A 24,517-nucleotide genomic window follows, 5' to 3' on the forward strand; every position below is an offset into this window, starting at 1 on the left:
TATCTGACACCAGATGAAATGGAAGCAACATTCTGGGATCGGCAAGGAATCTAGCCGTTCCCAGAAAATATATTCAAAAATCGTGTCTTTTTTATTGACTATAGTCCAATAACTAACATCTTATTTTTTCTGTCTACTCCATGATGTTCACGCAAATCACTTCTGTTCTTCCACTGTTAATTGCAGCCCAAAATTCTGTTTATCAAATCTCTTGCTCATAAAAGACAAACCAAAATTTCTCTTCTTTCTCAAAAACAACAGGTTAATACTCTAAAGTAAATTTGTCAGGTACTGATCCACATCAGCTCAAAGTACTGATGCATCATTTGGTTTGATGCAATATGGTTTCCAGAATTTCACTTTATATGGCGGAATAAGAATAGAAATGATTCTCTTCCTCACAATAAAACGAAATATTCCATGAGCACTTTCATATGGTCATACCATATTGATTGCAGAAAAAGATGCTTTATCCATTACGTAATTAAGTAATTTTCTGACCTTAAGTCTTTGTCATTTCTTCTCATTGCCAATTCCTTTAAAATTAGAATAATACTTTTTTCTAAATAAATATGTTGCGCCGGCAACAAATTTTAAAAAATTTTTATATCCTAAAAATAACAAAACCGTCTTACTTGCAGTTTGTGGGCCGACCTCCAAAAATAAGATATTATTTTTAAATCAAACCTGAGGATATAGCAAGGTTCTGTAGACACAAAGTTAAGTAGCCTTTATGAATATTCTTCAACCGCCGCCTTTGGCGGCCTTTTTATTTTTTCTTTTGCTTTTCATCCGTAAACGGGTCAACGTACTCGCTCAGTCTAATTTGATCTGCTGTCCAATCTTCTTTCAGCTGATTATTGATATATTATCTTCTTTGTATTTTTTCCAACTGTATCTACATAGTACCCTCTGCACCAAAATCTTCTGTTCCCATATTTATATTTCATATTTGCGTGCCGATCAAATATTATCAGCGAACTTGTCCCCTTCAAACATCCTACTATCTCAGATATGTTATATTTGGGTGGTATCCGGATCAGCATATGGATATGGTCCACATAACATTCTGCCGCTATAATTTCCATTCCCTTTCTATCACATAGATCTCTCAGTATCTTCCCTATTTCTACTTTGAGTTTCCTAATATATCACTTGATGTCTGAACTTTAGCGCAAAAACTATATGATATTTACATTCCCAACTTGTATGTGCTAAACTGTTCATATAAAAACCTCCTATGCTTTCTTGTGTCTTGGCGGACTCAAGTTCATTATCGCATAGGAGGTTTTTGCCTGAAGCTGAAGCTCTTTTGTTTTCTCGGCATAGCCAAAGTTTTTATTGGTTGACCAAAAAGATATGCCTATGTTTTTCCTGAATACTACCAATCATTCCTCCCTGTATATACAATTTACGCCTGTGCCGTCACTATATTCAGCATAATTGTATATGGCAATCGAATCGTACAGAATTTGTTTAGAATTTTCTTGACTTGCTTAAGCATTTCCGATACGCTTACTTTAAAGTTCAACCAAAAATCTGAATTTATGCACGACATTTGACAAACAAATCCACTTTTTTCTCTCATTAGTATGATGTGAGCCAGAATATTGTAAAAGCAATATCGCAAAAATAAAGTGATGTGTTTAGATAAGAAATCAATAATACGAATAGGGGGTAACTTTTTTGGCTTTTAGTAAAACAATTCAAATGTATATTTTTGAAGGTAATCCAAATGGTCGAATTATGTGCGAACTATCCAACTGGAATGGTCGAATTTATAAAATATCCCGAAATGAATTAGGCGCTTTTTCGGAACGGTCTGATGCCGAAAACACAGGGGTTTATTTTCTTTTAGGAAAAAATGAGAATAATGTGGATACCTTGTATGTTGGGGAAGCTGAAAAAATGCTGACACGGCTAAAACAGCACCTGAAAGATACTTTATATTGGAGCGATTGTATTGTTGTGGTCAGCAAGGATAATATACTAAATAAAGCACATGCCAAATTTTTAGAAAATAAATTCTTTGGACTTGCGAAAGCGGCGGGAAGATCCGAAGTAATCAACAACACAGTGCCAACTTGCTCATCTATTTCTGAATATGATGAAGCGATGTTGTTGGAATTTATAAGCAATACAAAATTACTGGTAAACACCCTTGGATATAAGATTTTTGACACCATTGAGGATAGTTCTATAAAGAAAAAAGACGATCAAATCCTATTTTATATTCAATCAGCGCGTGGAGCTAATGCAAAGGGAGTTCTTGTCGCGGATGGATTTGCCGTTCTAAAAGGTTCTGCAATCGCCACCTCAACCGTTCCAAGCATGACTGACAGTTTAACTCGTTTTCGAAGTGAACTAATCGAAAAAGGCATCATTGATTCAACATTCCATTTTGTAAATGACTACATTTTCACCAGTCCTTCTCTTGCAGCCGCTGTCGTAATGGGGAGGAATGCAAATGGGCGAATAGAATGGAAAACATCTGAGCACAAAACAATAAAGGATATTGAAGAAGAAAACTTAAACTAAAAAAAGAGAGCTAACTGACGAATCAAAATCCGTTAGCTCTCTTTTTATGAATAATGAAAAAGTGTTGCCAAATCATTGCCTCGGAGGGTCTTAACCCCTCAAAAACCCAGTCATATCACGTTTTTTCGGGTCTCTGAAATCATTCCCATTCAATCGTTGCGGGCGGCTTACTTGTAATATCATACACAATACGATTTACATGTTTTACTTCATTTACAATTCTTACGGAGACACGATCCAGTACATCGTAAGGAATTCTTGCCCAGTCCGCAGTCATAAAGTCAGTTGTCGTCACACCTCTCAGGGCAATGGTATAGTCATAGGTTCTAAAGTCCCCCATAACACCAACAGAACGCACATCTGTAATAACCGCAAAATACTGGTTGATGCTGCGATCCAGACCCGCTTTCGCGATCTCTTCACGGAAGATGGCATCCGCTTCTCTCAGAATCTCCAGCTTATCTTCTGTTACCTCTCCGATGACACGGATTCCCAGACCAGGGCCGGGGAATGGCTGACGCCATACCAGATGCTCCGGCAGACCCAGTTCCAGACCCATCTGACGCACTTCATCCTTGAACAGAAGGCGCAGAGGCTCGATCAATTCCTCAAAATCAACAACGGAAGGCAGACCGCCTACGTTATGATGACTCTTAATCACAGCGGAATCTCCCAGACCGCTTTCGATTACGTCAGGATAAATGGTGCCCTGCACCAAAAAGTCCACTTTGCCGATCTTCTTCGCTTCATCCTCAAACACACGGATAAATTCCTCGCCGATGGTCTTTCTCTTTGTTTCCGGATCTGTCACGCCCTTTAATTTGCTCAGGAATCTTTCCTGCGCGTTAGCTCTGACAAAATGGGAATCAAACATATTAGCGAAAGCCGCTTCTACTTCATCGCCCTCATTTTTGCGCATCAGGCCATGATCTACGAAAACACAGGTCAGCTGTTTGCCAATAGCCTTGGAAACAAGGGCCGCTACTACGCTGGAATCCACACCGCCGGACAAAGCGCAAAGGGCTTTGCCGTCGCCTACCTGTTCCCGGATTCTCTGGATCTGGTCTTCAATGTAGTTTGTCATGGTCCAGTCACCACGGCATCCACAGATCTCATACAGGAAGTTATGGATCATATTTGTACCCTTAGGGGTATGGTTTACCTCAGGATGGAACTGCACACCATAAAAACCCTTTTCCGGACATTCAATGGCCGCCGCAGGGCAAGTCGCTGTTGTACCGATAACGCGGAAACCTTCCGGCATTTCTGTTACAAAGTCTGTATGGCTCATCCAGCAGATCTCTTTTTCGGAGATTCCCTTCAGCAGCTTGCTGTTGGTATCAAAGGTTACTTCTGTTTTGCCGTATTCGCTTCTTTCATTAGCGTTGCCAACCTTGCCGCCCAAAGTATAAGCCATCAGCTGACAGCCATAGCAGATGCCCAGTACAGGAATGCCCAGCTGGAAAATCTCCGGATCACAATGAGGAGACTTCTCATCATATACGCTGTTGGGGCCGCCGGTAAAAATAATCCCCTTGGGATTCTTTGCCTTAATCTCCGCAATGGGTTTATTCCATGGCATAATTTCACAATAAACGTGATGCTCTCTGACGCGTCTGGCAATCAGCTGATTGTACTGACCGCCAAAGTCCAAAATCACAATCATTTCACGATCCATCCGTGTTCCTCCAAATCTATTCTCTTTCTGTTTTCCCTCTAAAATAAAGAAAAAACCACAACAGGTTCTCTGTATCATATTAGCATAGGTCACAGGGATTGACAAGAGAAAACCGCTCTTTTCTCCCAAATCAGGCCTTTTGCTCCAGCAGCGCCTGCCTGCCCTCTTCTGTCAGCCCCTGAATCACATACTCCGCGCTGCAGCAAAGGTCAATCTCATACAGGCTGACCCATCCCTTTTCTTCCATTTCCAGAATCATCTTTTCTGTTTCCTGCTGGCTTACGCCCATTTCTCTGGACAACGCCGCCAGATCTGTCTCACTGCCGTTTTTTGTCAGGTCTTCGATTTGTTTTGCCGCCTTTTTCATTCCATCCATCACATCAACCGCTCCTTCGCTTCCTCTCCCACCAGATGGCAGGTCATATTCCGGGCAAAGTCCTTCGCCCGTTCCTCAATCCCCTCCACCTTCAAAATACTGGCGGGATCATTGGCCGTTTCCAGCATGGCGAACCGGGAAGGCAGGCGGAAAGTCTTATTCATGCTCATGGCGCTGATGGCCTGCTCCGCAACAATATTCCCGCCGCTGTATCCGGAAACCACAATGGCGTACAGCTGTTTCTCATAAAACTGATTTTTTCGGAACAGGGCCGTCAAACGATTGATAAACGCAGTCAGATTGGCGCTGAGAGCATCGTTATAATTGGGGCAGAGCAGCAGCACAGCGTCACACTCCAATATAGAGGGATACACCTGCTCCGCGATCACACCGCCATAGAAACAGTTCATTTTCTCACTGAAATGCATGCACATTTTATAGGGACAGCCGGAACAGTCCTGAATCGTGCCGTTTCGCAGAGAGATCTCCTTGATCCCTATTTTTTCCTGAGGCAGATATTCTTTCACCATATTCCAGAGCATAGCCGTATTAGAAGTCTTATGATTGCTGGCATGGAGCACCAGCAGATTGCTTTTCTCTTTTGGATTGGGCGCAAAAGCCGCCAGCTGGTCCACCATCCGCAGAGCCGCCGCAATATAGGCCCCCATATTATCCAACTCCAGATTCATAGCCTGAATATTGAAGTTCTGCAAAGAGCCGGTGCCTTCCACCATTCCCCTGCCGGGAAAAGCACAGCCGCAGAGATTGGCCGTAAACATCAGTTCTCTGGCCACAGATTTTGTATACAGCTCACTGGCACCGTCAATGAGGATAGCGCCCGTACAGCCTTCCAGCAGATCTGTCTCTGTCCGCATTTTCTTCAGGAAACGGAAATACTCCAGATTGATACCGGAAATCCCCAGAGAAATGGCAAAAAGGATCTTTTTCCCCTGCAAAGAATGGAAATCCTCCAGTTTTGAGATCACAGTCACATCATACCGCTCCATGATCTGATCCAGTACCATTTCCAGACGTCTTGTTTTTTCCCGGTCCTCACACCGGGGATATACCATAATCAAAGGCGTTTTCATCGGATCGCCTCCAATCCGTCATAGGCTTTTCGTATTCTGGCAAGCAGCGCCTCCGGCAGAGGCAGAACTTCCATCTGCGCTGTACGTTCCGTTTTATTTTTGCATCCCATATAGACGCCTGCCAGGAAATTAGAGCTGTAATGCCATTCTCCCCGCAGAGTCAACAGCAAAGAAATGGCCGCGGAGGAAATAGCCGGCGCCACATAAGGCTTAAAACCAAGTTCCCGCATCCGCAGATTGGCTTCCACCGCCAGCTTTGCCAATTCTTTGGACAAAGTATCATCATAATGAGAAATGCTGTTGGCAATCACCAGGTCCTCCCCATGAGGTCCAAAGGCTCTGCCCTCTGTCAGGAAGGAGGCAAAACGAGAATCCTTTTTGGCATAATACGCCGCTCTGGCGTTCATGACCCCCAGACCATAGCCCTGAATCTGTTCCGGACGCAGGCCCTTATAATCCATCTGCCCTTCTTCTCCCTCATTGGAAGCCAGAAACGCCGCTCTGCAAAGGGGGTCCACCGGATCGGAGACCACAGCGAAAATCCCCTGAAATCCTGCCTTTCTCGCTTTCTTTGCAAACATAGAAACAATGGAGCGATTGGCCTCAAACTGCACCATCCGCACATCCACCTGTTCCTGTCCCACCGGCGGGATACCCTTAGAAGCGCAGAAAACGAACATATCGCAGTCAAAAAGAGCTTCCTCCGTCAGGATCTCCACGGGGGGAAGGCGGTCATAATCCCAAGGGAAGGCCGCCTGATTCAATTCTCTTTCCCATCTGTCACAAACTGCGGGATTCATGTCGTAAATACCAATGGCTTCCAGACAATCTCCGCCCATCAGCTTCAAGGCCATCAGAACCGTACTGCCTACATCACCCAAAGCCAGAAGATGCAGCCGTTTCTTTTCCTTTTTGAGGCTTTTCAGCCGTTGAGTCCATTCTTCCTGGGTGCCGTAAGACAGATTGGCGAAATATACCTCTCCCTCTGCCATAGCGGTCTGGATTTCCTTTACAAAAGAAGCCTCCATGGTCTGTTCCTGTTTTTCCAGAAAATGCTCATCCAGCCATTCCAGAGACTCTTCTCCCGCCAGCATGGCTGGATGGGTAATTCTGCAAAGGCCCTTGTTTCCCGATGGATTCCGTTTTCCCAAATAAACGGTTTTGCCATCTATTTTCAAAACTTCCATGCTCTTTTCCTCCTTATTTTACGAGATGCTGCAATCGTACCAGCTGCTCGATATCATTTTCCACATATACAGACGCCGCCAAATGGCTGTCGTAAACCATACAGTCCCCTCTGTCGGGCATACGGGGAGAGATGATGACCTCGCTGAGCCGTCCCAATGTCAGACTCCGCTCAAATAAAGCCTGATACTCTTCCTCCAGCACGGAAAGGATCTCTTTGGCATTCTGGAGGCAAACCATGGAAAGATCATACACGCTTTCCTTAGATGCCCCCGGCATGAATCCCGGCATCACATAGGGCAGGATCAGATTGATGCCATTCAGACCGCTTTTCTTAGGATGCTGCTGTTCCACACCATCGCCGCCGATAAAGGGATACATACTGGTTTCTACGAACCAAACCCGCAGGGATGGAATAAAATATGCGCTGTCTACCTTGCGGCCCTGAATCTGCATCAGATCTTTGCCCCGGCCGGAAACAATGCCGATGACCAGACGGTCGATCTCCACCTGTTCCTGCTTAAACAGAGGGTCCAGCTCCCGGATACGGTAGCCCTTATGGAGATAGTCGTCTACCAGAATCACCGGCCGCCGGAAGGATTTGATGGTCTTTACCTGGCTTTGCAGCGGCAGGTATTCCGGAAACTCCGCAATCTTAAACGCATGAATATCCGAAGCGAAAATCTTTTCCGTATGCAGCATCTTCGTGACTGTATTGGGAATTGCGATCCCTTTCAATATTTTCCCAAAAGGCACGCACATCTTTTTGCCCAGTGTACGTACCGGCAATACTTCTTTAGGTACATCGTTGGCCTTCGTAATCAGCTCAATCAAGCGATTATACATAATGCCGGCGTTAAAGGAGATGACCAGTTCCCCCGGATAGAGCTTCGTCAAAGCCCGCTGGAACCGATGATGAGCCTCATCCAGCACCTGGAGCACTCTGGGGTTGGTATTAAAGGGTTCCTTAATCGCCGTCTGCACGTTATTGTAAAAGGTAATGGGATTTTTCATATCCACAACGTAAATCTCCCGTTTTGGCGTCTGTACCGGCAAAGGCACAAATCCCTGCCGCTCCAGAATATCCCGGTACTTCGGCAGCGCTGTTCCCGTCCGTGGACTGAAAATAGCGTAGGTAAAATCCTGGCTAAGGCAGTTAGCCAGAGATTCCGTCAAAAGGATCTGCTGGAGATCGGCGATCTTGGAATGGGGATGTGTATAGCAGGCCGTCACCAGAACGATCTTGCCGGAAGTTTCCTCCCGGATATAGCCAGCAATCTGAATATCGTCAAACTCCCGGTACAGATCTGTCGTAGGCAGATAACGATATACCATGACACCATCAATCAAACCTCTGCCTTCCTGGTCAAAGACAATCGTCGCCAGACTGCCCTCTTCCATAAGCGCCGTGGAAAGGGCTTCTGTTTTTTCCGGCTCTCCGCCGCTTTGATGCAGAATCTGCAAGGCTTCTCGCCCATTCTCAAAGTTGCGTATCTCCACAGATCTGGTCTGCAGCAGCCGTTTGTACTGAGGCTCCCGCAGATACAGACCGTTTTCGTAAATATAGTTCTGCGCCACCGTATCAATCAGGTTGGAAATATCCCGGTTGTGGTCAATATTTTCACGGATACGGGTGGAGCTGATATCCTCAAAATGCATAGGCAGCTTCAGCTCTACCACGGTATTCTGTATCATATCATAGGAAACATCATCCTGCTCTCCTTCTCCCGTTCCCGTTGTCCGGCGGAAAATGACATGAGGGAAGGTCATGATAGAATTTTCTTCCGGCTCCATTTTATAGGAAGAGGCATTTCGCACCACGTCACTGCCTACTACCATGTTAACCTCTTTGCCGGGGAACAGCTCCCGCAGTTTTTTCAAATCCTGGGGGTTAGCAATATTTACCGGTTGGTCCGAAGGGAACAGATAAATGTTCTCCTCATCGGCCACAGACATATGCAGGATGCGCCGGCGCACCATATGGGGCTGTGCCTTTTTGGACCAGGAAAACTCATCCAGCGCAAGATAAACCGTAAAGCCCAGATCCCGGATCTCTCTGGCAATCTCTTTATGCCCCAGTGTGAAGGGGTCAAAAGTGCCGGGGAAAAACGCGATCTTCTGGGGTTCCTGGAAGGAAAAGGCTTTCTGCGCGAAAAGATAATCACTGATAAAACGGTATACAAAATTCCATCCCGCTGTATGGTTGAAGAAGGTCAGTTCGGAACCTTCCTCCTTTTCAATCAGCATAAGCATTTTTTTGCCCATAAAGGCAAACATTTCCTTTTTCTCCCGCATCGTCAGCAGATCCTGGCCAAACAGTTCATGACCAACCACCCAGAAGGCTTCCCGTTTCACGTTTTCCTGATAATTGGCAAAGCCTTTTAAGATCATGCCCAGAATCCGTTTTTTTCTGTCCTCGTAGACGCGGATATTCTCCGGGAAGCGTTTTCGGTAAGCGGAATAGTATTGCATCATAACGCCTACAGTATCCAGTGCTACACTGGCTACCCGTTCGTTGGTACTGCTTTGGAGCCGCTGCAGGTCATTGAGGAACTCATCCAGTTCCTTGGGATGCAGGAACATAACAAATTCACCCAGATAACGGGGGATGTATTTAGAAAACTCAAACTCCCCAATTTCCAGACCTTTGGTCAGCTCGATGGCTACCTCGTTGCGCTGGTCCCAGGAAAGCATCGGCGCCAGCTTTACCAGCGTCTCCCCTGCATAATGGCGGACGGAGACCTGCTCGCTGACCTTCAGCAGATTGGAAAGATGCGTAGCTACATGCAGTTTCGGCATTTCCTTCCCCTGCAAAATACGGTCATACAACAGACTGATATTGACAATTTTGATCTTCCATGGCGTTGCCGCTTTCAGATTGTCCAGGAAAATATCCGAAACCACACGGCTGTCCTCGAAAATATGACGGCTGGAAACACCTCGAAGTTCGCATTTGAGCTTGTATTTCTCCCGTATGGTGTACAGCAGATATTCCAGACTCACGTCGCCGTTGATCGGAACCGCTTCCACAATCTGACGAATCTGTTCCACCATGGCCTCGGAACGGCAGAATACAGAAACCATATCCTTTAAGTTCAGCAATACAGCGGAACGGATCTCCAGAGAATCCGAAACAGCGTAATACGCCATAAAATCCAGATAAACCTTCAACTCTTCCTCCGAAAGAAGCTCCATGGGCAAAGACGCGATGGTATCCAGCAGAATGAAGGCGGTCTCATCATTCCAATGGGTCCTGCGGTAATATTGCGTAACAGGCTGGATATAATTTTTACGGTTTTCCCTGCGGCAGTTCTCCATCAGAGAGATCACCACACGTTTCAGGCCGTAGCCCATCCATCTTCTATGGCGGTCGATCATCTTATGGTCGGGAATGATAATCATTTCCAGATATTTTTCCCACATTTCGTAACTATTGGTATCATCCAGCACCAGGTTGACATCCACCGGCAGTTCCTTTCCATAGGTAATATCATAGTGAGCAATAATCTCCCCCAGAAGGTCCGCCGCCTGACGACGGATATCCCCCTCCCGATGGAACATCAGCTCATACAAAAACGCCGCTGACATCTGCTTCTGCCGCTGGTTCATATATGTATAGTATTCCGCGAAAATATTCAGATAGGCTCTGGAATCCTTCCAGTCTCTGGTGCTTCTGGCCGCTTCCAGAATATCGCCAAAGGACAGTTCCCGGCTCAGTTTATGCATCAGGCGGATATTGTGGTCAATGGCTGTATGCTTGAACACATCCACCGTCTCATCCACATTCAGCAGCGCGTGATTTTTGTGCGTCACCGGGGTCAGAGAACATCTGGTCAAATCCACGTTGACACCGAGGGAAATCATATAATTCTCAAAGTCCTCCAATCTGGAATATACATGACGGTATCTGTTTTCTTTTGCCGTATCCACGTTATCCAGCTTATTCAAAATCACACGGAAGGATTCCTCCAGGCTGTAAAAGCCCATAATCTCCTTGCCGTTTTCATAGCCTCTGCTCTTTACCCGAAAATCGGCGTAAATCAAAATCAGGGATTCCACAGGCAGATTGTCCAGTTCCAGATCCCAGGTAGAATGGTTGGCGGCAATATGGCCCATGGAAGACAGCTCGTGATGTTTGAACCAGACATCCGTATAATAGTAATGAAGATACGGAATCCGTCTGACCTCATTCTCCCGGCATCCATATTTACCGATATCATGGCCTGCCGCCGCACCGGAAACCAGCAGAAGATCCACAGGAATTCCCGCCCGTACCAGCTGTCTGGCAATATGCATGGAAATATGATGGACTCCGGCTACATGGGCCAGCATATCAAAAGGCATAATCTCCCTGCCAATGCGCATCAGTTCATATAAATATTCCTTTTCGAACGCCTTTAAAAAGCTCTCATACTCCTGGAGATAGGGACTGCCTTCCCTCTCCTCCCGGCTGGCAAAATCAAAATTTCTGATTCTGGAATAAGGCAGCCGTTCTGCCTCCGCCTTCAGGAAATACCGCAGACATGCCAGATAAAAATATACCGCTGCCCCATGGTCCTCCCGCAGCCCAAGATCATCCCGATGAGGATAGATCTTCTGGATCAGATACTGATAAATATAAGTCAGCCACCCTTCCTCCGGACTAGCGCCGGAAATCTCTTCCATAGCATGCCGGCACAGTTCCAGCACAGTTTCACAGCAGACCTCCTCCTGTGAAAGGATCTTATCAATACCCGCTGTCCATGTTTCTCTGTCCATGACGGCCTGCACCGTCTTTTTTCTGATTTTTATATCTTTCAGGAAATCCCGCTCGGTCAAAAGAGCCTGCAAATCCCGGTAAATGGTTTGGATCTGTTTTTTTCTCATAGCATTCCGCCCTTCCCTTTCTGAGATGCTTTTATTCTAACATTTTCGTATTTTCCTTGCAAATATTTCTGTCCACAGGCCGGCCAACGTTCTGTTTTATGCAGTCAATGTATAAATTTTTTTCATATATTTGTATGACAAAAAATTTAATCTATTCAATTTTTTAATTGATTTTCCATCTTTTTATTATAAAAAACCATATTTATTTACATTTTTCCCATTTTCTATTATGAAAAATCATAATTGTTTCCGTTGACAGATTCAAAATTCATTGATATATTTAATAAAAAAGAAATATATCATCTTCCACTCGGACGATATAAAAACAAATGTCCGCCCAATAAATTCAAACATAGAAAGGGTGATCGCAAAATGATTACATACAACAAACAGAAAAATCTGCTGGAACTGCTGAGTTACCAGTACAGTCTGCAGGATGTGGAGGAACCGAATCTGTATCGTGACAACTTCAGCTACGACGAGGTCCCCAAAGTAACCTTCAACTATCGTCTGGTTCCCATGAACTGTCCCGACGAAATCTGGATCACAGATACTACCTTCCGTGACGGCCAGCAGTCCAGAGCTCCTTACACCGTTGAGCAGATCACCAAGCTTTATGAAATGCTCCATCGTCTGGGCGGCCCCAAGGGCAAGATCCGCCAGTGCGAATTTTTCCTTTACAGCGAAACCGACCGCAAAGCTATCCGTGCCTGCCAGGAAATGGGCTTTGAATTTCCGGAGATCACCGGCTGGATTCGCGCTACCAAAGAGGACTTCCAGCTGGTAAAGGATATGGGACTGAAGGAATGTGGCATTCTGGTCAGCTGCTCTGACTATCATATCTTCCATAAACTCCATAAAACAAGAAAACAGGCCATGGACGGCTATCTGGAAATCGTTAAAGCGGCACTGGATATGGGTATCCGTCCCCGCTGCCACTTTGAGGACGTTACCAGAGCGGACTTTTATGGCTTCGTCGTTCCTTTCGCTCAGGAACTGCGCCATTTGATGGAACAGTATCAGATTCCCGTCAAAATCCGCTTCTGCGACACCATGGGCTACGGCGTGCCTTATCCCGGCGCTACCCTGCCCCGCAGCGTACCCGGTATCATTTACGGTATCAACCACTTTGGCCAGTTCCCCAGTGAACTGATCGAATGGCATGGACATAACGACTTCTATAAGGCCGTTGTAAACGCCACCACCGCATGGCTTTACGGCGCTTCCTCCGTCAACTGCTCCCTGCTGGGCATCGGCGAGCGCACCGGCAACACCCCTTTGGAGGCCATGGTCATGGAATACGCCCAGATGCGCGGCACTCTGGACGGCATGGACCCTACGGTCATCACAGAGATCGCGGAATATTACGAAAAAGAGCTGGATTATAAGATCCCGGCCCATACGCCTTTTGTAGGCGCTGATTTCAACGTAACCCGTGCCGGTATCCACGCGGACGGCATCGCCAAGGACGAAGAGATCTACAATATCTTCAATACCGCAAAGATCCTTAACCGTCCTCTCGGCGTAGAGGTCAACAAAAACTCTGGTCTGGCGGGCATCGCTTACTGGCTGAACCACGAATTAAAGCTGGAAGGCGACGAAAAGATCAGCAAGAACGCGCCGGAAGCGGCGATTTTAAAGGAATGGGTAGACAAGCAGTATGATAACGGCCGTGTTTCTTACATCAGTAAGGAAGAGCTGATCGAGGCCATGAAGGAACTGACACCCCATCTGGCGGCAAAACTGCCTGAATAAGAGAAGATAAAGAAATATTAGGAGGCTTTCACTATGAATATTACGGAAAAACTCATCAAATCCCATCTGGTCAGCGGCGAAATGATCCCCGGCAAGGAAATCGCCATCAAAATCGACCAGACACTGACACAGGACTCTACCGGCACCATGGCATACCTTCAGTTTGAAGCCATCGGTATCCCTCGTGTCAAAACAGAGAAATCCGTGGCTTATATCGACCACAACACACTGCAGACCGGCTTCGAAAACGCTGACGATCACAAATATATCCAGACCGTAGCCAAAAAGCATGGTATTTATTTCTCCAAGCCCGGCAACGGTATCTGCCATCAGGTACATCTGGAACGTTTCGGCAAACCCGGCAAGACCCTTCTGGGCTCTGACAGCCATACCCCGACTGGCGGCGGCATCGGCATGCTGGCCATCGGCGCAGGCGGTCTGGATGTAGCTGTTGCCATGGGCGGCGGCGCTTACTATCTGGCAATGCCCCGTGTCTGCCGCGTAGTGCTGACTGGTAAACTGAGCCCCTGGGTAACAGCCAAAGACGTTATTCTGGAAGTCCTTCGCAGACTCTCCGTAAAGGGCGGCGTAGGCAAGGTCATGGAATATGCCGGTGAGGGCGTAAAAACACTCAGCGTTCCCCAGAGAGCTACCATCACAAACATGGGCGCGGAGCTGGGCGCAACCACCTCCGTATTCCCCAGTGACGAAGTCACAAGAGCCTTCCTGAAAGCCCAGGGACGTGAAGAGGACTGGATTGAACTGAAAGCAGACGACGACGCTATTTATGACGAAGAAGTCGTTATCGCTCTGGATGAAATCGAACCTCTGGTGGCTTGTCCTCATAGCCCCGACAATATCAAAAAAGTCAGCGAAATCAAAGATCTGGCCGTAGATCAGGTTGCCATCGGCAGCTGCACCAACTCTTCCTATACAGACATGATGACCGTTGCGGCTCTCTTGAAAGGCAAAACCGTAGATCCTAATGTCAGCCTTGTTATCGCTCCCGGCTCCAAACAGGTTATGAATATGCTGGCAGCCAACGGCGCACTGGCAGACATCATTTCCGCCGGCGCGCGTATTCTGGAATGTGGCTGCGGTCCCTGCATCGGTATGGGACAGGCCCCCGCGACCAACGCTGTTTCCCTGCGTACCGTCAACCGGAACTTTGAAGGCAGAAGCGGCACAAAATCCGCACAGGTATATATCGTCAGCCCGGAAACCGCCGTTGCCAGCGCTTTGAGCGGCAAACTGACAGACCCTCATACCCTGGGAGAAGCACCTCTGGTTTCCATGCCGGAGCATTTCCTGGTAAACGATAATCTGATTATCCCTCCCGCACCGGAAGGCGAATGTGTAAAGGTTGTCAGAGGGCCCAACATTCAGCCCTTCCCCAAAAACACAAAGGTCCCCAAGGAGATCAAAGGCGGCGCCCTCATTAAAGTGGAAGACAACATCACTACTGACCATATCATGCCTTCCAACGCGAAGCTCCTGCCCTTCCGCTCCAACGTGCCTTATCTGGCGGATTACTGCCTGACGCCCTGTGATCCGGAATTCCCCGCCAGAGCCAAAAAAGCAGGCGGCGGCTTCATCATCGCCGGCCAGAACTATGGTCAGGGCAGCAGCCGGGAACACGCGGCACTGGCGCCTTTGCAGCTGGGTGTAAAAGCGGTTCTGGCAAAATCCTTCGCGAGAATCCATATGGCAAACCTTATCAACAACGGCATCCTGCCGCTGGTATTTGTCAACGAATGGGATTATGACAATATTAAAGTAGGCGATGAATTCGTTATCAAATACGCGGCAGACCAGATCAAAGGCGCGGCACAGGGCCAGATCGTCAATGTAACCTGCGTAAAGACCGGCGAGGAAATCCCTACCCGTCTGAATATTTCCGAACGCCAGAGAGACATTCTGCTGGCAGGCGGTCTGCTGAACTATACGAAAGAATCCAACTGATGAAATTTAAGGAGGAACCATCCATGTCTTATAAAGTAACTTTGATCCCCGGTGACGGCAGCGGCCCTGAAGTTATCGCCGCCGCAAAAAGAGTGGTAGAAGCAACAGGTGTTGCCATCGAATGGGAACAGGCGGAAGCCGGCGCTGCCATGATTGAAAAATACGGCACTCCCCTGCCCGACGAGACCATCGAGTCTATCCGCAGAAACGGCGTTGCCCTAAAGGGCCCCGTTACCACACCTGTGGGCACAGGATTCCGCAGTGTAAATGTGGCGATGCGTAAGATTTTTGACCTGTATGCCAATGTACGCCCCGCCAAAACATACCCCGGCGTTATCACCAGATTCGAAAACATTGACCTGGTGGTAGTTCGTGAAAACACAGAGGACCTTTACGCCGGCATCGAGCATATGGTAGGCGAGGACGCAGCGGAAAGCATCAAGCTCATCACCCGCAAAGGCTGTGAGCGCATCATCCGTTATGCTTTCGATTTCGCTGTCAGAGAAGGCAGAAAGAAAGTTACTGCCGTACATAAAGCAAATATCATGAAATGCACCGACGGTATGTTCCTGGACATTGCCAGACAGATCGCCAAGGAATATCCTCAGATCGAATTTAACGACAGCATCGTAGACGCTATGTGTATGCGTCTGGTAATGCATCCCGAAGACTATGACGTACTGGTATGCCCCAACCTTTACGGCGACATCGTTTCCGACCTGTGCGCCGGTCTGGTGGGCGGTCTGGGCCTGACTCCCAGCGCCAATATCGGCGTCAGCGGCGCCATCTTTGAGCCCATCCACGGCTCCGCTCCGGATATCGCCGGACAGCATAAAATCAATCCCACAGCGGCCATCCTCTCCGCATCCATGATGCTGGCTCATCTGGGCGAAACAAAGGCCGCCGCAAGCATTGAGCAGGCCGTAACAAAGGTCATTTCCGAAGGCAAGACACTGACGCAGGATATGGGCGGCACGGCCTCCACAGAGGAATTTGCTGACGCAGTCATTGCCGCGCTGGCATAACAGCAGGATGCAATAAAACAGCAGAATCGCAAAACAGCCTTCCTTTAAGAAAACAATTGCGATAAAATTGAATTGCCGGAATCCTATTTATTACAAGGATTCCGGCAATATTTGTTTTCTTATGAAGATGCCCCCTATCAACTGGTTTCTATGAGAACATAATTTCAAAAAAATAAAACTGCTGGAGTCCTTGCATAGGGTTCCAGCAGTTTTTGTTTTCCGTGCTCTATGATTCTGGTTCCGTTTTTCTTTCCTGTCCCGGACCAAACCGGAAACCGGAAGAAATCGCGGAAGTATGACAGACATCTTTGCATCTGCCGCATCGAATACACTCCGCGCCGTTGATATTTTTTCTTACATCCACCTGCATGGGGCAGATCTTTTCGCACAGACCGCAGCCGTCACATTTTGCCCTGTCCACTTCCATCTGGAAAAATCCCACTCTTTGAAAAAGGCCATAAAAAGCCCCCAAGGGACAGAGATATTTACAGAACGGCCGATAGATCACCATAGACCCCAAAACAACCAGTCCCAGCAAACACATTTTCCAGTAGAACAGACCTCCTATCATCTGACGAAGGGATTCTGACTGAGCAACCAACGGAATTCCCCCTTCCAGCGTTCCCACTGGGCAGATCCATTCACAAAAATACGGCGGCGCGATGCCAAAGGCATTGGTCAGCGTTAAAGGCAGTATCACTACCATCACCGCAAAAATCACATATTTCAGCCAGCGCAAAGGCCGATCTATCTTCTGGGGCAGCTCCCACTTTGGAACCGGGATCTTATGCAGCAGGTCCTGTATCAGCCCAAAGGGACAAAGGAAACCGCAGACCAGCCGTCCCAGCACTACGCTGAAGAACAGCAGTATCCCGAAAATATAGTAGCTGAATTTGTACCGCCGGTCTCCCAGCACTGCCTGCAAAGCGCCTATGGGGCAGGCCCCCAGCGCCCCCGGGCAGGAATAACAGTTCAGTCCGGGGACACAGAGGAATTTCTGATCTCCCTGATAGATCTTCCCCTGCAAAAAGCCCGCGGCATATCCGTTGCAGACCACGGCAGCCAAAATCTGGATCAGGGTACGTTTTTTCTCACTTTTTCTCATATCATCCCACCCCAATACATTCCAGACAAATATTGACCGCTTTTTTCAGCACCGTAAGGTGCTCCTCCCGCGCCATGCCAATGATAATACATATAATTGAAATCAGAAAAAGGGGATATTTCACATATCCCCCGATTTTTCTTTGATCCATACTGTCACATCCCAGCAGTTATTTTCACTGTTTCAATGCCAGTCTTCTGTCGATCTCATCCAGATACGCCTGTACCACTTCGCCGGATTTGGCGGGAACTCCAATGACAGGCTCCCCAATAACCTTTCCTTCACCGTCCACAAACAGTGTGGTCGGTACATTCGCGATATAGCGCAGTGCGCAGTTGTTCAGACTTTCAGAAGCCAGCAGTGTAGGATAAGTGATGCCCATATAATCTACAATCTCCTGTGTCAGCTCCAGATCATCCGCGCCATCCAAGCAGATGGAGATGATATTTACGCCCTCTGGAAGCACTTCCTTCAGATCCGGCATTTCTTCCATCTCACTGATGCAGTTGTTGCACCATGTGGTCCAGATCTTTACCATCGTCAGATCATAATCGGCAAAAATATCCTGTGTCACTGTTTCCCCGGACAAAGTCTGTGTCTCAAACTGGGAGAAATCCCCTTCGAAACTGCTGCCCTGCACCTCTGTGGGAGGGAAAATGAATGTCTTTTTCATCAGATTTTCCCGATCCGCCACAAGGGCATCCACTTCCGCTTTTTCTTCCTCTGTCATACCGTCGTTGGAATAGGAAGTGTTGCTGCCGAAATAATAGTCCGCGTCAAAAGCGGTGCAAAGCTTCTGTGTATCCGCAAAGAACTCCTCGAAATAAGCAAATTCCTCCGCCGCCTGTTCATCCCCCGCAGGAAGGCGGAAAATACCGGCAAAACAGAATGCCTGCTCCAAAAAGATCTGATCGGCCTCGTCCATTTCCGCCTCCATCACCGCGTTGGTAGCGGCATCGGGCAGATAAAACCCGTATAAGGCATAAGGAGAAACGGGGAACATTTCAAAATGGTTATTGGAAAGCGCTGTTTTCACAGGCTCAGTAAACGCCACCCCGAAGCCCATTTCCGGAGAAGTATAATAGGTGTTTACATTTTCCATCAAAAAAGAAGTCCCGTCCAGTGTCGTCATCGTCTCCTGATTGAAGGACTCATTGACTAATGTACCGTCCTCCAAAGTGATTACGCTGTGTTGGGACGTATCCTGCTGAGAAACGGGATCAGAGCTGCAGCCAGCCAGAGCCGTTGTCAGAAAAACGGATACGAAAAGCGCGCAAAGTAATTTTTTCATCTCTTTCTTTCCTTTCCCTGTCCATTTGTAAATTGCTGTTTTTCATGGTACTTCTGCATATTACAGGGAATCTCAGGAAGTGTCAAGACATAAAAACCGCTTTTTTTATTAAGAAATCGTATGTATTTGAGAATATACCATTTTCGTTTTCAAAGAAATACAAAATATGAATTTTAACGGTACGAAATGGTTTCTACGCCAGTTTTTTCCAGGATATTTCGAAAGTTCTCCATCTCCTCCTCCGAAGGCGCGGAGAACTCCTCACTGGGCAATGTCATGCCCAGAGCCTCGTATTTTCCAAAACCGAATTTATGATAGGGCAGCAGTTCCATCTTCGCTTTTGGGAGATATGTGTGAACAAACTCCCCGCTTTTTCGGATATTCTCCTCTGTGGCGTTGACAGGACGGATCACAGGAATCCGGATCACAACCTCCGCGTCGAATTCTCCCAGCCGCTTCATATTCTCCAATATCTTCTGATTGGATACGCCCGTATACTCCCGGTGGATCTCGTCATCCATATGCTTCAGATCCATAAAAATCTGATCCATTCGGGCCAGAATCGGCTTTACCCGCTCAAAGTCAAAATATCCGCTGGTCTCAATGGCCAGATGGAACCCCATGTCATAGAGTTTTTCTGAAAGCTCATCCAGAAAATCCGCCTGCATGGTAGCTTCTCCACCGGAAAAGGTAATGCCACCGCCGGAACGAGCGTAAAAAAGGCGGTGCTTTTTCACGCTTTCCACGATTTCATCGGCTTCCGTTTCCACCACCATCCGCTTTTTGGCCTGCTTGGGGCAGATATCGGCGCAAGCGCCGCAGCCATCACACATCGCTCTCTGAGACGGTTCATTAAGGTTAATGCCGCCGTGAAGATGGCAGACCGTAGTACAAAGGCCGCAGCCAATACATAATTTTTCATAAAATGCCGTTTTGGGCTTATGGTCAAAGCCCTCCGGGTTAGAACACCATTTGCAGCGCAGAGGGCAGCCCGCCAGAAACACCGTTGTGCGGATTCCTTCCCCATCATTGACAGAGAAAGGCTGCAGCTGTAATATTGTACCCTTCATAATCCTTCTTCCTCTCCCATATGCTTTAAAGCCTCCCCACAGGAAAAGGCCGTCGCGTCCTTATCCTCTCGCGGGGAGGCAAAATATCAAGCTGCTATTTTAAAATTCTAATTCCATCAGAATGTCTCGTGGGCATTTCTCGCGATAATGGAATCCTGCATAGATTTGGACAGGTTGACAAACTGTGTGCTGTAACCAGCTACACGCACCAGCAGATCCTTGTAGTCCTCGGGATGGGCCTGTGCCTTACGCAGAGTTTCCGTAGAAACAGTATTAAACTGTACATGGAAAGCGCCCAGTGCGAAATAGGACTGGATCATCGCGCCCAGATTTGCCTGTCCTCTCTTGGTTGCCACCAGATCCTGATTCAGGCGCAGATTCAGCAGTGTGCCGCCGCTGTGGATATCCTGATTCAGTTTCGCCGCGGAACGCATTGCCGCCAGCGGTGTAGAGGTATCTGTGCCAACGTAAGGAGATACGCCCTCGGAAATAGGCTCTGTGGCCTTTCTGCCGTCGGGTGTAGCGCCCAGTACCTTGCCTGTAGGCAGGTAGTTGGAGATGCCCATAAAAGCGGAGAGGAAGTTCTTGTCATGGATATCCTTATACTGATGTACTTCTTCATAGAAGAAATTGCCGATCTTACGCGCGATATCGTCTACATAATCATCATCGTTGCCATATTTGGGCACTGCCTGTGCCTTTGCCCGCAGTTCGTCATAGCCTTCCCAGTTATGGTCGATAGCGTCGATCAGCTCCGCCATGGTTACGGATTTTTCCTCAAATACCAGCTTTTTGATGACTGCCAGAGAGTTTGCCACAACGGCAATACCGATCCCTGTGATAACGGGGCCGATGTTGTATTTTGCGCCGCCCTTGGTCAGATCCTTGCCGTTTTTCATGCAGTCCTCGATACAAGCGGACATAAAGGGTCTGGGCACCATTTCCACATGGAGCCGCTGTGCAGTAATCAGGCTGATAACGGCCTGTTTAATCAGGTACGCAAACTGTTTATAGAACGCATTTTCCACTTCTTCATAGCTGGAGAAAGTACGGGGATCTTTTTCATCCAGAGCAATCTTCTTGCCGCTGAGACGGCTCTTGCCTTCATTGGTAGCAAATTCCAGAGCAGCCGCGAAGTTCAGGTTCGCCGCGGAAGTCCACTCCCCTGTTTTACGGAAATGCGGTACAACACAGCCGCAGTTGGACCAATCTCTTGCGTCCTCCGGTTCATAGCCCGCGTTAATCAGCATCTGATAACCGGCATTATCACTGTGGATCGCAGGGAAACCGGTACCTTTGCTTACCAGATGGGTTACGGCCGCCATAAAATCATCGGGGCAGTCGGGATGGATACGAACGCTCAGACCGGGCTGATGGGCCAGAGTATCCTCTGTTGCCTGCAAACACAGGTAGGACAGTTCGTTGGTGGCATCCTTGCCGTCTCTTGTTCTGCCGCCCACGGTCAAGTTCTGGAACTGGTTGTATCCGGCGAAGAAATCCGCGGTATTGGCGGAAATAGTCCATACCCACTCGGACAGTTTCAGCCACAGGCACTCAATCAATTCCAAAGCGTCCTCCTTTGTCAGAACGCCAGCGTCCACATCTGCTTTATAGTAAGGATACATATATTGGTCAAAACGGCCAGGGTTCCATGCCAGAGGGTTTTCGGACAGGATACCGCCCAGCTGTGTGAACCACATAAACTGGATCGCCTCACGGAAGGATTTGGGCGGATTTTCCGGTACAGCGTCACAAATCTCAGCGATCTGCAGCAGTTCCGCCTTTCTTGTTTCATCGGCTTCTTCCGCCGCCATCTCTCTTGCTTTTTGCGCATAACGGTTGGCCAGCCGGATGATACCGTCACAAACCAAAACAATGGAACGGTAAAACTCCATTTTTTCCACGCCTTCCAAAGAGGTAGCGTCCAACTCTGCCAGATATGCTTCCGCTTCTTTTTTGATGCCGCCGAAGCCCTTTTTGAACAGCACATCCTGGTAGTCCGCCGTGATCTCGCCTACGGCCTGACGCCATTTGGAGTCTGTATCCACAAAGCCCGTATCTACGGCAACTCTCTTTGTTTCCTCGGAAATCTGCGCCAGGAAAGCCTCTTCCAGAGATTTATGTTCCCAGTAAGGGAAGATTTCTTTTCTGACAAAAGCACGCTGTTCGTCTGTCATTTCATAGGGGTCCTGCGCTCTGGTAGCGAAATTGTCCATTTCTCTGTCTACCCAGGTCCAGGAGAACTCCGGTGTCAGGATGCCGCATTTGCGGAACTCGCCGGTACAGCCGACAATCAGTTCATCAGAGAAAATATTGACACACAGCTCGTTGCAGGTATCATAAAACGCCTGGGCACGGCGAATGGCAACGGGCTGGCCTTCTGTTTTCTTGTGGGATTCCGTCCAGATTCTTGCTCTTTCATAGGAAATAGCAGGTTTGCTGTTTACATAGTTTAAACGAATTCTTTCCACTCTTGGTGTTGCGCTCATGCTGCTCATCCTTTCTTTTGTCCTCTATTTTTTGTAGTAAATCAGCATACAAATTCGAGTACGTCCTTCCGCTCCGTTTTTATAAACATGCGGCCGATGTGCGTAAAAGCGGATACCGTTGCCCGCTTCCACGCGATGCTCCTTTCCGTCTGTTTCCAGTAGAAAAACGCCTTCATAAACCAGAATAAATTCCTCCGTCCCCTCCTCATGTGCCTCCGATACGGAACAGGAACCGGGGTCCAGTTCGATATCCAGCATTTCAAAGGGGCGGTCCTGCAAAGCCGGAAAAAAGGGATAGAGCCGGAAATGACCGCCATCACTAATCAACGGCGTAATCTCCGTTTTCCGGATGATCTGTGCCTCCTCCTCCGACTGCTCCAGCAGCCCCGTAAAAGAAATATGCAGCCCTGTGGCAATCTTCCAAAGCGTTGCGATGGTAGGACTGGACTCGCCCCGCTCGATCTGTCCCAGCATACTTTTGCTGACACCGGTCATTTCCGAAACACTATCCAGACTCCATTTCTTTTCCTTTCTGATCTTCCGCAGGTTTTCCGCAATCAAGCGGCTCATCTCATCCATGAAAACGCTCCTTTCCTTTCTCTTCCTCCGCAAAACACAGACAAAGGGAAGTCGCCTCTATTTGTACGCTATAACGCACTTCTATGAGACCAGCATATCATTCCCTTTCCTTTGTGTCAATGCATTTCCCCAATTCTTAATGCGAATTTGACCGTTTTTTTGTACATTTTAAATACAAAAACGGCTTTTTGTCCGCAGGCGGCGACCAATGGACAAAAAACCGTTCTCCAAAACCTTAAGCTCTTTTCGCTCTGAGCTTCATGATCTCATCCAGCACCTGATGGGCCACCTCTTCTTTGGTCAGCAATTCCAACTGAACTTCCTCCTCATGAGAGATCATGGTAACCACATTGGTGTCCGTGCCAAAGCCGCTGCCTGCTACTTTCAGGTTGTTGGCAATGACCAGATCAATATTTTTCTTATCCAGCTTGACTCTGGAATTTTCCAGCATATTCTGGGTTTCCATAGAGAAGCCGCAGTAGAACTGGCCCTCTCTGCGGTGTGTCCCCATATACTGGAGGATATCCGGGTTTCTGTCCAGTTCAATGGTCATATCCCCGTCTTTTTTCTTCACTTTATCCTCCGCTACATTTTTCGGCTTATAATCCGCCACAGCAGCGGATTTCACGATAATATCGTTGTCTAAAAACCGTTCCTTCATGGCCTCGAACATATCCACAGCACTGACTACCGGTACAAAATCCACAAACATGGGAGGCTTTTGGGTGGTCACGCCGCTGACTAATGTCACTTCCGCACCACGCAGCATCGCCGCTTTGGCGATCTCATAGCCCATTTTGCCTGTGGAATGATTTGTAATATAGCGCACAGGGTCAATGCTTTCCTGGGTAGGGCCGGCCGTTACGATGACTTTCAGTCCTTTCAGATCCTTTTCATAAGCGATCTCCCTCATAATATAGCCTACCAATACCTCTTCCGAAGGCATCTTGCCGTCTCCCACATCCCGGCAGGCCAGCAGGCCTTTTTCCGGCTGGATAATCTCATAACCGTAGTGCGCCAGCTTTTTCAGATTATCCTGCACAATGGGATTATGATACATATTAGTATTCATAGCGGGTGCCACCAATACCTTGCAGGTGCAGGCCATAATGGTTGTTGTCAGCATATCGTCAGCGATGCCATTGGCCATCTTTCCAATCACATCCGCAGAAGCGGGAGAAACCAGAACCACATCCGCCTTCTTCGCCAGAGACACATGGGCTACATGGAACTGGAAATTCCGGTCAAAGGTATCTACCAGACATTTGTTTCCTGTCAGCGTCTCAAAAGTAATAGGCGTAATAAAATTGGTGGCGTTTTTCGTCATCAAAACGTGTACATCGCAGCCCAGCTTTACCAGCATACTGGCAACGTTGGCCATTTTATAGGCGGCAATACTGCCTGTTACTCCCAAAAGCACTGTTTTATCCTTTAACATTTTCGCAACATCCTTTTCCTTTCGTATTTTCAAAACGACTCATTGTGCATATTATAACAAACTTTTCTC

The 24,517-nt window shown here is 47.7% G+C and carries 16 protein-coding genes and 1 pseudogene; 4 read left to right on the forward strand and 13 right to left on the reverse strand.

What is annotated here, in order from left to right; all coding sequences use genetic code 11:
* Positions 1-769 precede the first annotated feature (769 nt).
* Positions 770-1,227: pseudogene (gene tnpA / locus H9X84_RS00005) on the reverse strand (IS200/IS605 family transposase).
* 459 nt (positions 1,228-1,686) lie between these two features.
* Here tnpA and H9X84_RS00010 point away from each other — a divergent pair.
* Positions 1,687-2,538, forward strand: coding sequence for a GIY-YIG nuclease family protein (locus tag H9X84_RS00010; RefSeq protein ID WP_205132266.1), 852 nt, complete (start codon positions 1,687-1,689; stop codon positions 2,536-2,538).
* 139 nt (positions 2,539-2,677) lie between these two features.
* Here the strand turns inward: H9X84_RS00010 and guaA are convergent, their stop codons facing one another.
* The 5 genes from guaA to H9X84_RS00035 all read right to left on the reverse strand — a co-directional run bounded on the left by guaA (position 2,678) and on the right by H9X84_RS00035 (position 11,734).
* Positions 2,678-4,216, reverse strand: a complete 1,539-nt coding sequence (gene guaA, locus H9X84_RS00015) for a glutamine-hydrolyzing GMP synthase (RefSeq protein WP_205132267.1) — start codon at positions 4,214-4,216, stop codon at positions 2,678-2,680.
* 130 nt (positions 4,217-4,346) lie between these two features.
* Entirely contained in the window at positions 4,347-4,592 is a 246-nt protein-coding gene (locus H9X84_RS00020) for a hypothetical protein (protein WP_205142725.1), read from the reverse strand.
* The gene (locus H9X84_RS00025; protein ID WP_205132269.1) at positions 4,592-5,683 is read right to left on the reverse strand and encodes a flavodoxin family protein; all 1,092 of its coding nucleotides are present in this window, start codon (positions 5,681-5,683) and stop codon (positions 4,592-4,594) included. Before H9X84_RS00025 ends, H9X84_RS00020 begins: the two co-directional genes overlap by 1 nt.
* Complete coding sequence (locus tag H9X84_RS00030) at positions 5,680-6,870, reverse strand: lactate dehydrogenase (protein WP_205132270.1); 1,191 nt, start codon at positions 6,868-6,870, stop codon at positions 5,680-5,682. Before H9X84_RS00030 ends, H9X84_RS00025 begins: the two co-directional genes overlap by 4 nt.
* Positions 6,871-6,883: 13 nt before the next feature.
* Positions 6,884-11,734, reverse strand: coding sequence for a nicotinate-nicotinamide nucleotide adenylyltransferase (locus tag H9X84_RS00035; RefSeq protein WP_205132271.1), 4,851 nt, complete (start codon positions 11,732-11,734; stop codon positions 6,884-6,886).
* 372 nt (positions 11,735-12,106) lie between these two features.
* On the opposite strand from H9X84_RS00035, the gene H9X84_RS00040 reads away from it, so the two are divergent.
* The 3 genes from H9X84_RS00040 to H9X84_RS00050 are packed head-to-tail and all read left to right on the forward strand — an operon-like array spanning position 12,107 to position 16,476.
* Positions 12,107-13,489, forward strand: a complete 1,383-nt coding sequence (locus H9X84_RS00040) for a 2-isopropylmalate synthase (protein ID WP_205132272.1) — start codon at positions 12,107-12,109, stop codon at positions 13,487-13,489.
* A gap of 33 nt (positions 13,490-13,522) precedes the next feature.
* The gene (locus H9X84_RS00045; RefSeq protein WP_205132273.1) at positions 13,523-15,451 is read left to right on the forward strand and encodes an aconitate hydratase; all 1,929 of its coding nucleotides are present in this window, start codon (positions 13,523-13,525) and stop codon (positions 15,449-15,451) included.
* A 23-nt stretch (positions 15,452-15,474) separates the two neighbouring features.
* Positions 15,475-16,476, forward strand: a complete 1,002-nt coding sequence (locus H9X84_RS00050; RefSeq protein ID WP_205132274.1) for an isocitrate/isopropylmalate dehydrogenase family protein — start codon at positions 15,475-15,477, stop codon at positions 16,474-16,476.
* A 226-nt stretch (positions 16,477-16,702) separates the two neighbouring features.
* Here H9X84_RS00050 and H9X84_RS00055 read toward each other — a convergent pair whose 3' ends face one another.
* The 7 genes from H9X84_RS00055 to coaBC form a co-directional block, all read right to left on the reverse strand.
* Complete coding sequence (locus H9X84_RS00055; protein WP_205132275.1) at positions 16,703-17,581, reverse strand: 4Fe-4S binding protein; 879 nt, start codon at positions 17,579-17,581, stop codon at positions 16,703-16,705.
* Between the two features lies 1 nt (position 17,582).
* Positions 17,583-17,732 carry a CD1871A family CXXC motif-containing protein gene (locus H9X84_RS00060; RefSeq protein WP_205132276.1) on the reverse strand — a complete coding sequence of 50 codons (150 nt, stop codon included), beginning with the start codon at positions 17,730-17,732 and terminating at the stop codon, positions 17,583-17,585.
* 24 nt (positions 17,733-17,756) lie between these two features.
* Positions 17,757-18,872: a TlpA family protein disulfide reductase gene (locus H9X84_RS00065; protein ID WP_205132277.1), complete on the reverse strand. Its 1,116-nt coding sequence runs from the start codon at positions 18,870-18,872 to the stop codon at positions 17,757-17,759.
* A gap of 173 nt (positions 18,873-19,045) precedes the next feature.
* Positions 19,046-19,942: a glycyl-radical enzyme activating protein gene (locus H9X84_RS00070; RefSeq protein ID WP_205132278.1), complete on the reverse strand. Its 897-nt coding sequence runs from the start codon at positions 19,940-19,942 to the stop codon at positions 19,046-19,048.
* A 116-nt stretch (positions 19,943-20,058) separates the two neighbouring features.
* Positions 20,059-22,431 carry a glycyl radical protein gene (locus H9X84_RS00075; protein ID WP_205132279.1) on the reverse strand — a complete coding sequence of 791 codons (2,373 nt, stop codon included), beginning with the start codon at positions 22,429-22,431 and terminating at the stop codon, positions 20,059-20,061.
* A gap of 24 nt (positions 22,432-22,455) precedes the next feature.
* Positions 22,456-23,010, reverse strand: coding sequence for a helix-turn-helix domain-containing protein (locus H9X84_RS00080; RefSeq protein WP_205132280.1), 555 nt, complete (start codon positions 23,008-23,010; stop codon positions 22,456-22,458).
* A gap of 235 nt (positions 23,011-23,245) precedes the next feature.
* A complete protein-coding gene (coaBC, locus tag H9X84_RS00085) occupies positions 23,246-24,448 on the reverse strand; it encodes a bifunctional phosphopantothenoylcysteine decarboxylase/phosphopantothenate--cysteine ligase CoaBC (RefSeq protein WP_205132281.1) in 1,203 nt (400 codons plus the stop codon).
* Positions 24,449-24,517: the final 69 nt, after the last annotated feature.

Origin of the sequence: Anaerotignum lactatifermentans, assembly GCF_016902535.1 — a bacterium.
Lineage (GTDB): Bacteria > Bacillota > Clostridia > Lachnospirales > Anaerotignaceae > Anaerotignum > Anaerotignum lactatifermentans_A.

Bases quoted from the DNA above. Each gene is read 5' to 3' on its own strand.
- guaA (WP_205132267.1), bottom strand. From the start codon at position 4,216: ATGGATCGTGAAATGATTGTGATTTTGGACTTTGGCGGTCAGTACAAT.
- H9X84_RS00020 (WP_205142725.1), bottom strand. From the start codon at position 4,592: ATGGATGGAATGAAAAAGGCGGCAAAACAAATCGAAGACCTGACAAAA.
- H9X84_RS00025 (WP_205132269.1), bottom strand. From the start codon at position 5,683: ATGAAAACGCCTTTGATTATGGTATATCCCCGGTGTGAGGACCGGGAA.
- H9X84_RS00030 (WP_205132270.1), bottom strand. From the start codon at position 6,870: ATGGAAGTTTTGAAAATAGATGGCAAAACCGTTTATTTGGGAAAACGG.
- H9X84_RS00035 (WP_205132271.1), bottom strand. From the start codon at position 11,734: ATGAGAAAAAAACAGATCCAAACCATTTACCGGGATTTGCAGGCTCTT.
- H9X84_RS00040 (WP_205132272.1), top strand. From the start codon at position 12,107: ATGATTACATACAACAAACAGAAAAATCTGCTGGAACTGCTGAGTTAC.
- H9X84_RS00045 (WP_205132273.1), top strand. From the start codon at position 13,523: ATGAATATTACGGAAAAACTCATCAAATCCCATCTGGTCAGCGGCGAA.
- H9X84_RS00050 (WP_205132274.1), top strand. From the start codon at position 15,475: ATGTCTTATAAAGTAACTTTGATCCCCGGTGACGGCAGCGGCCCTGAA.
- H9X84_RS00055 (WP_205132275.1), bottom strand. From the start codon at position 17,581: ATGAGAAAAAGTGAGAAAAAACGTACCCTGATCCAGATTTTGGCTGCC.
- H9X84_RS00060 (WP_205132276.1), bottom strand. From the start codon at position 17,732: ATGGATCAAAGAAAAATCGGGGGATATGTGAAATATCCCCTTTTTCTG.
- H9X84_RS00065 (WP_205132277.1), bottom strand. From the start codon at position 18,872: ATGAAAAAATTACTTTGCGCGCTTTTCGTATCCGTTTTTCTGACAACG.
- H9X84_RS00070 (WP_205132278.1), bottom strand. From the start codon at position 19,942: ATGAAGGGTACAATATTACAGCTGCAGCCTTTCTCTGTCAATGATGGG.
- H9X84_RS00075 (WP_205132279.1), bottom strand. From the start codon at position 22,431: ATGAGCGCAACACCAAGAGTGGAAAGAATTCGTTTAAACTATGTAAAC.
- H9X84_RS00080 (WP_205132280.1), bottom strand. From the start codon at position 23,010: ATGGATGAGATGAGCCGCTTGATTGCGGAAAACCTGCGGAAGATCAGA.
- coaBC (WP_205132281.1), bottom strand. From the start codon at position 24,448: ATGTTAAAGGATAAAACAGTGCTTTTGGGAGTAACAGGCAGTATTGCC.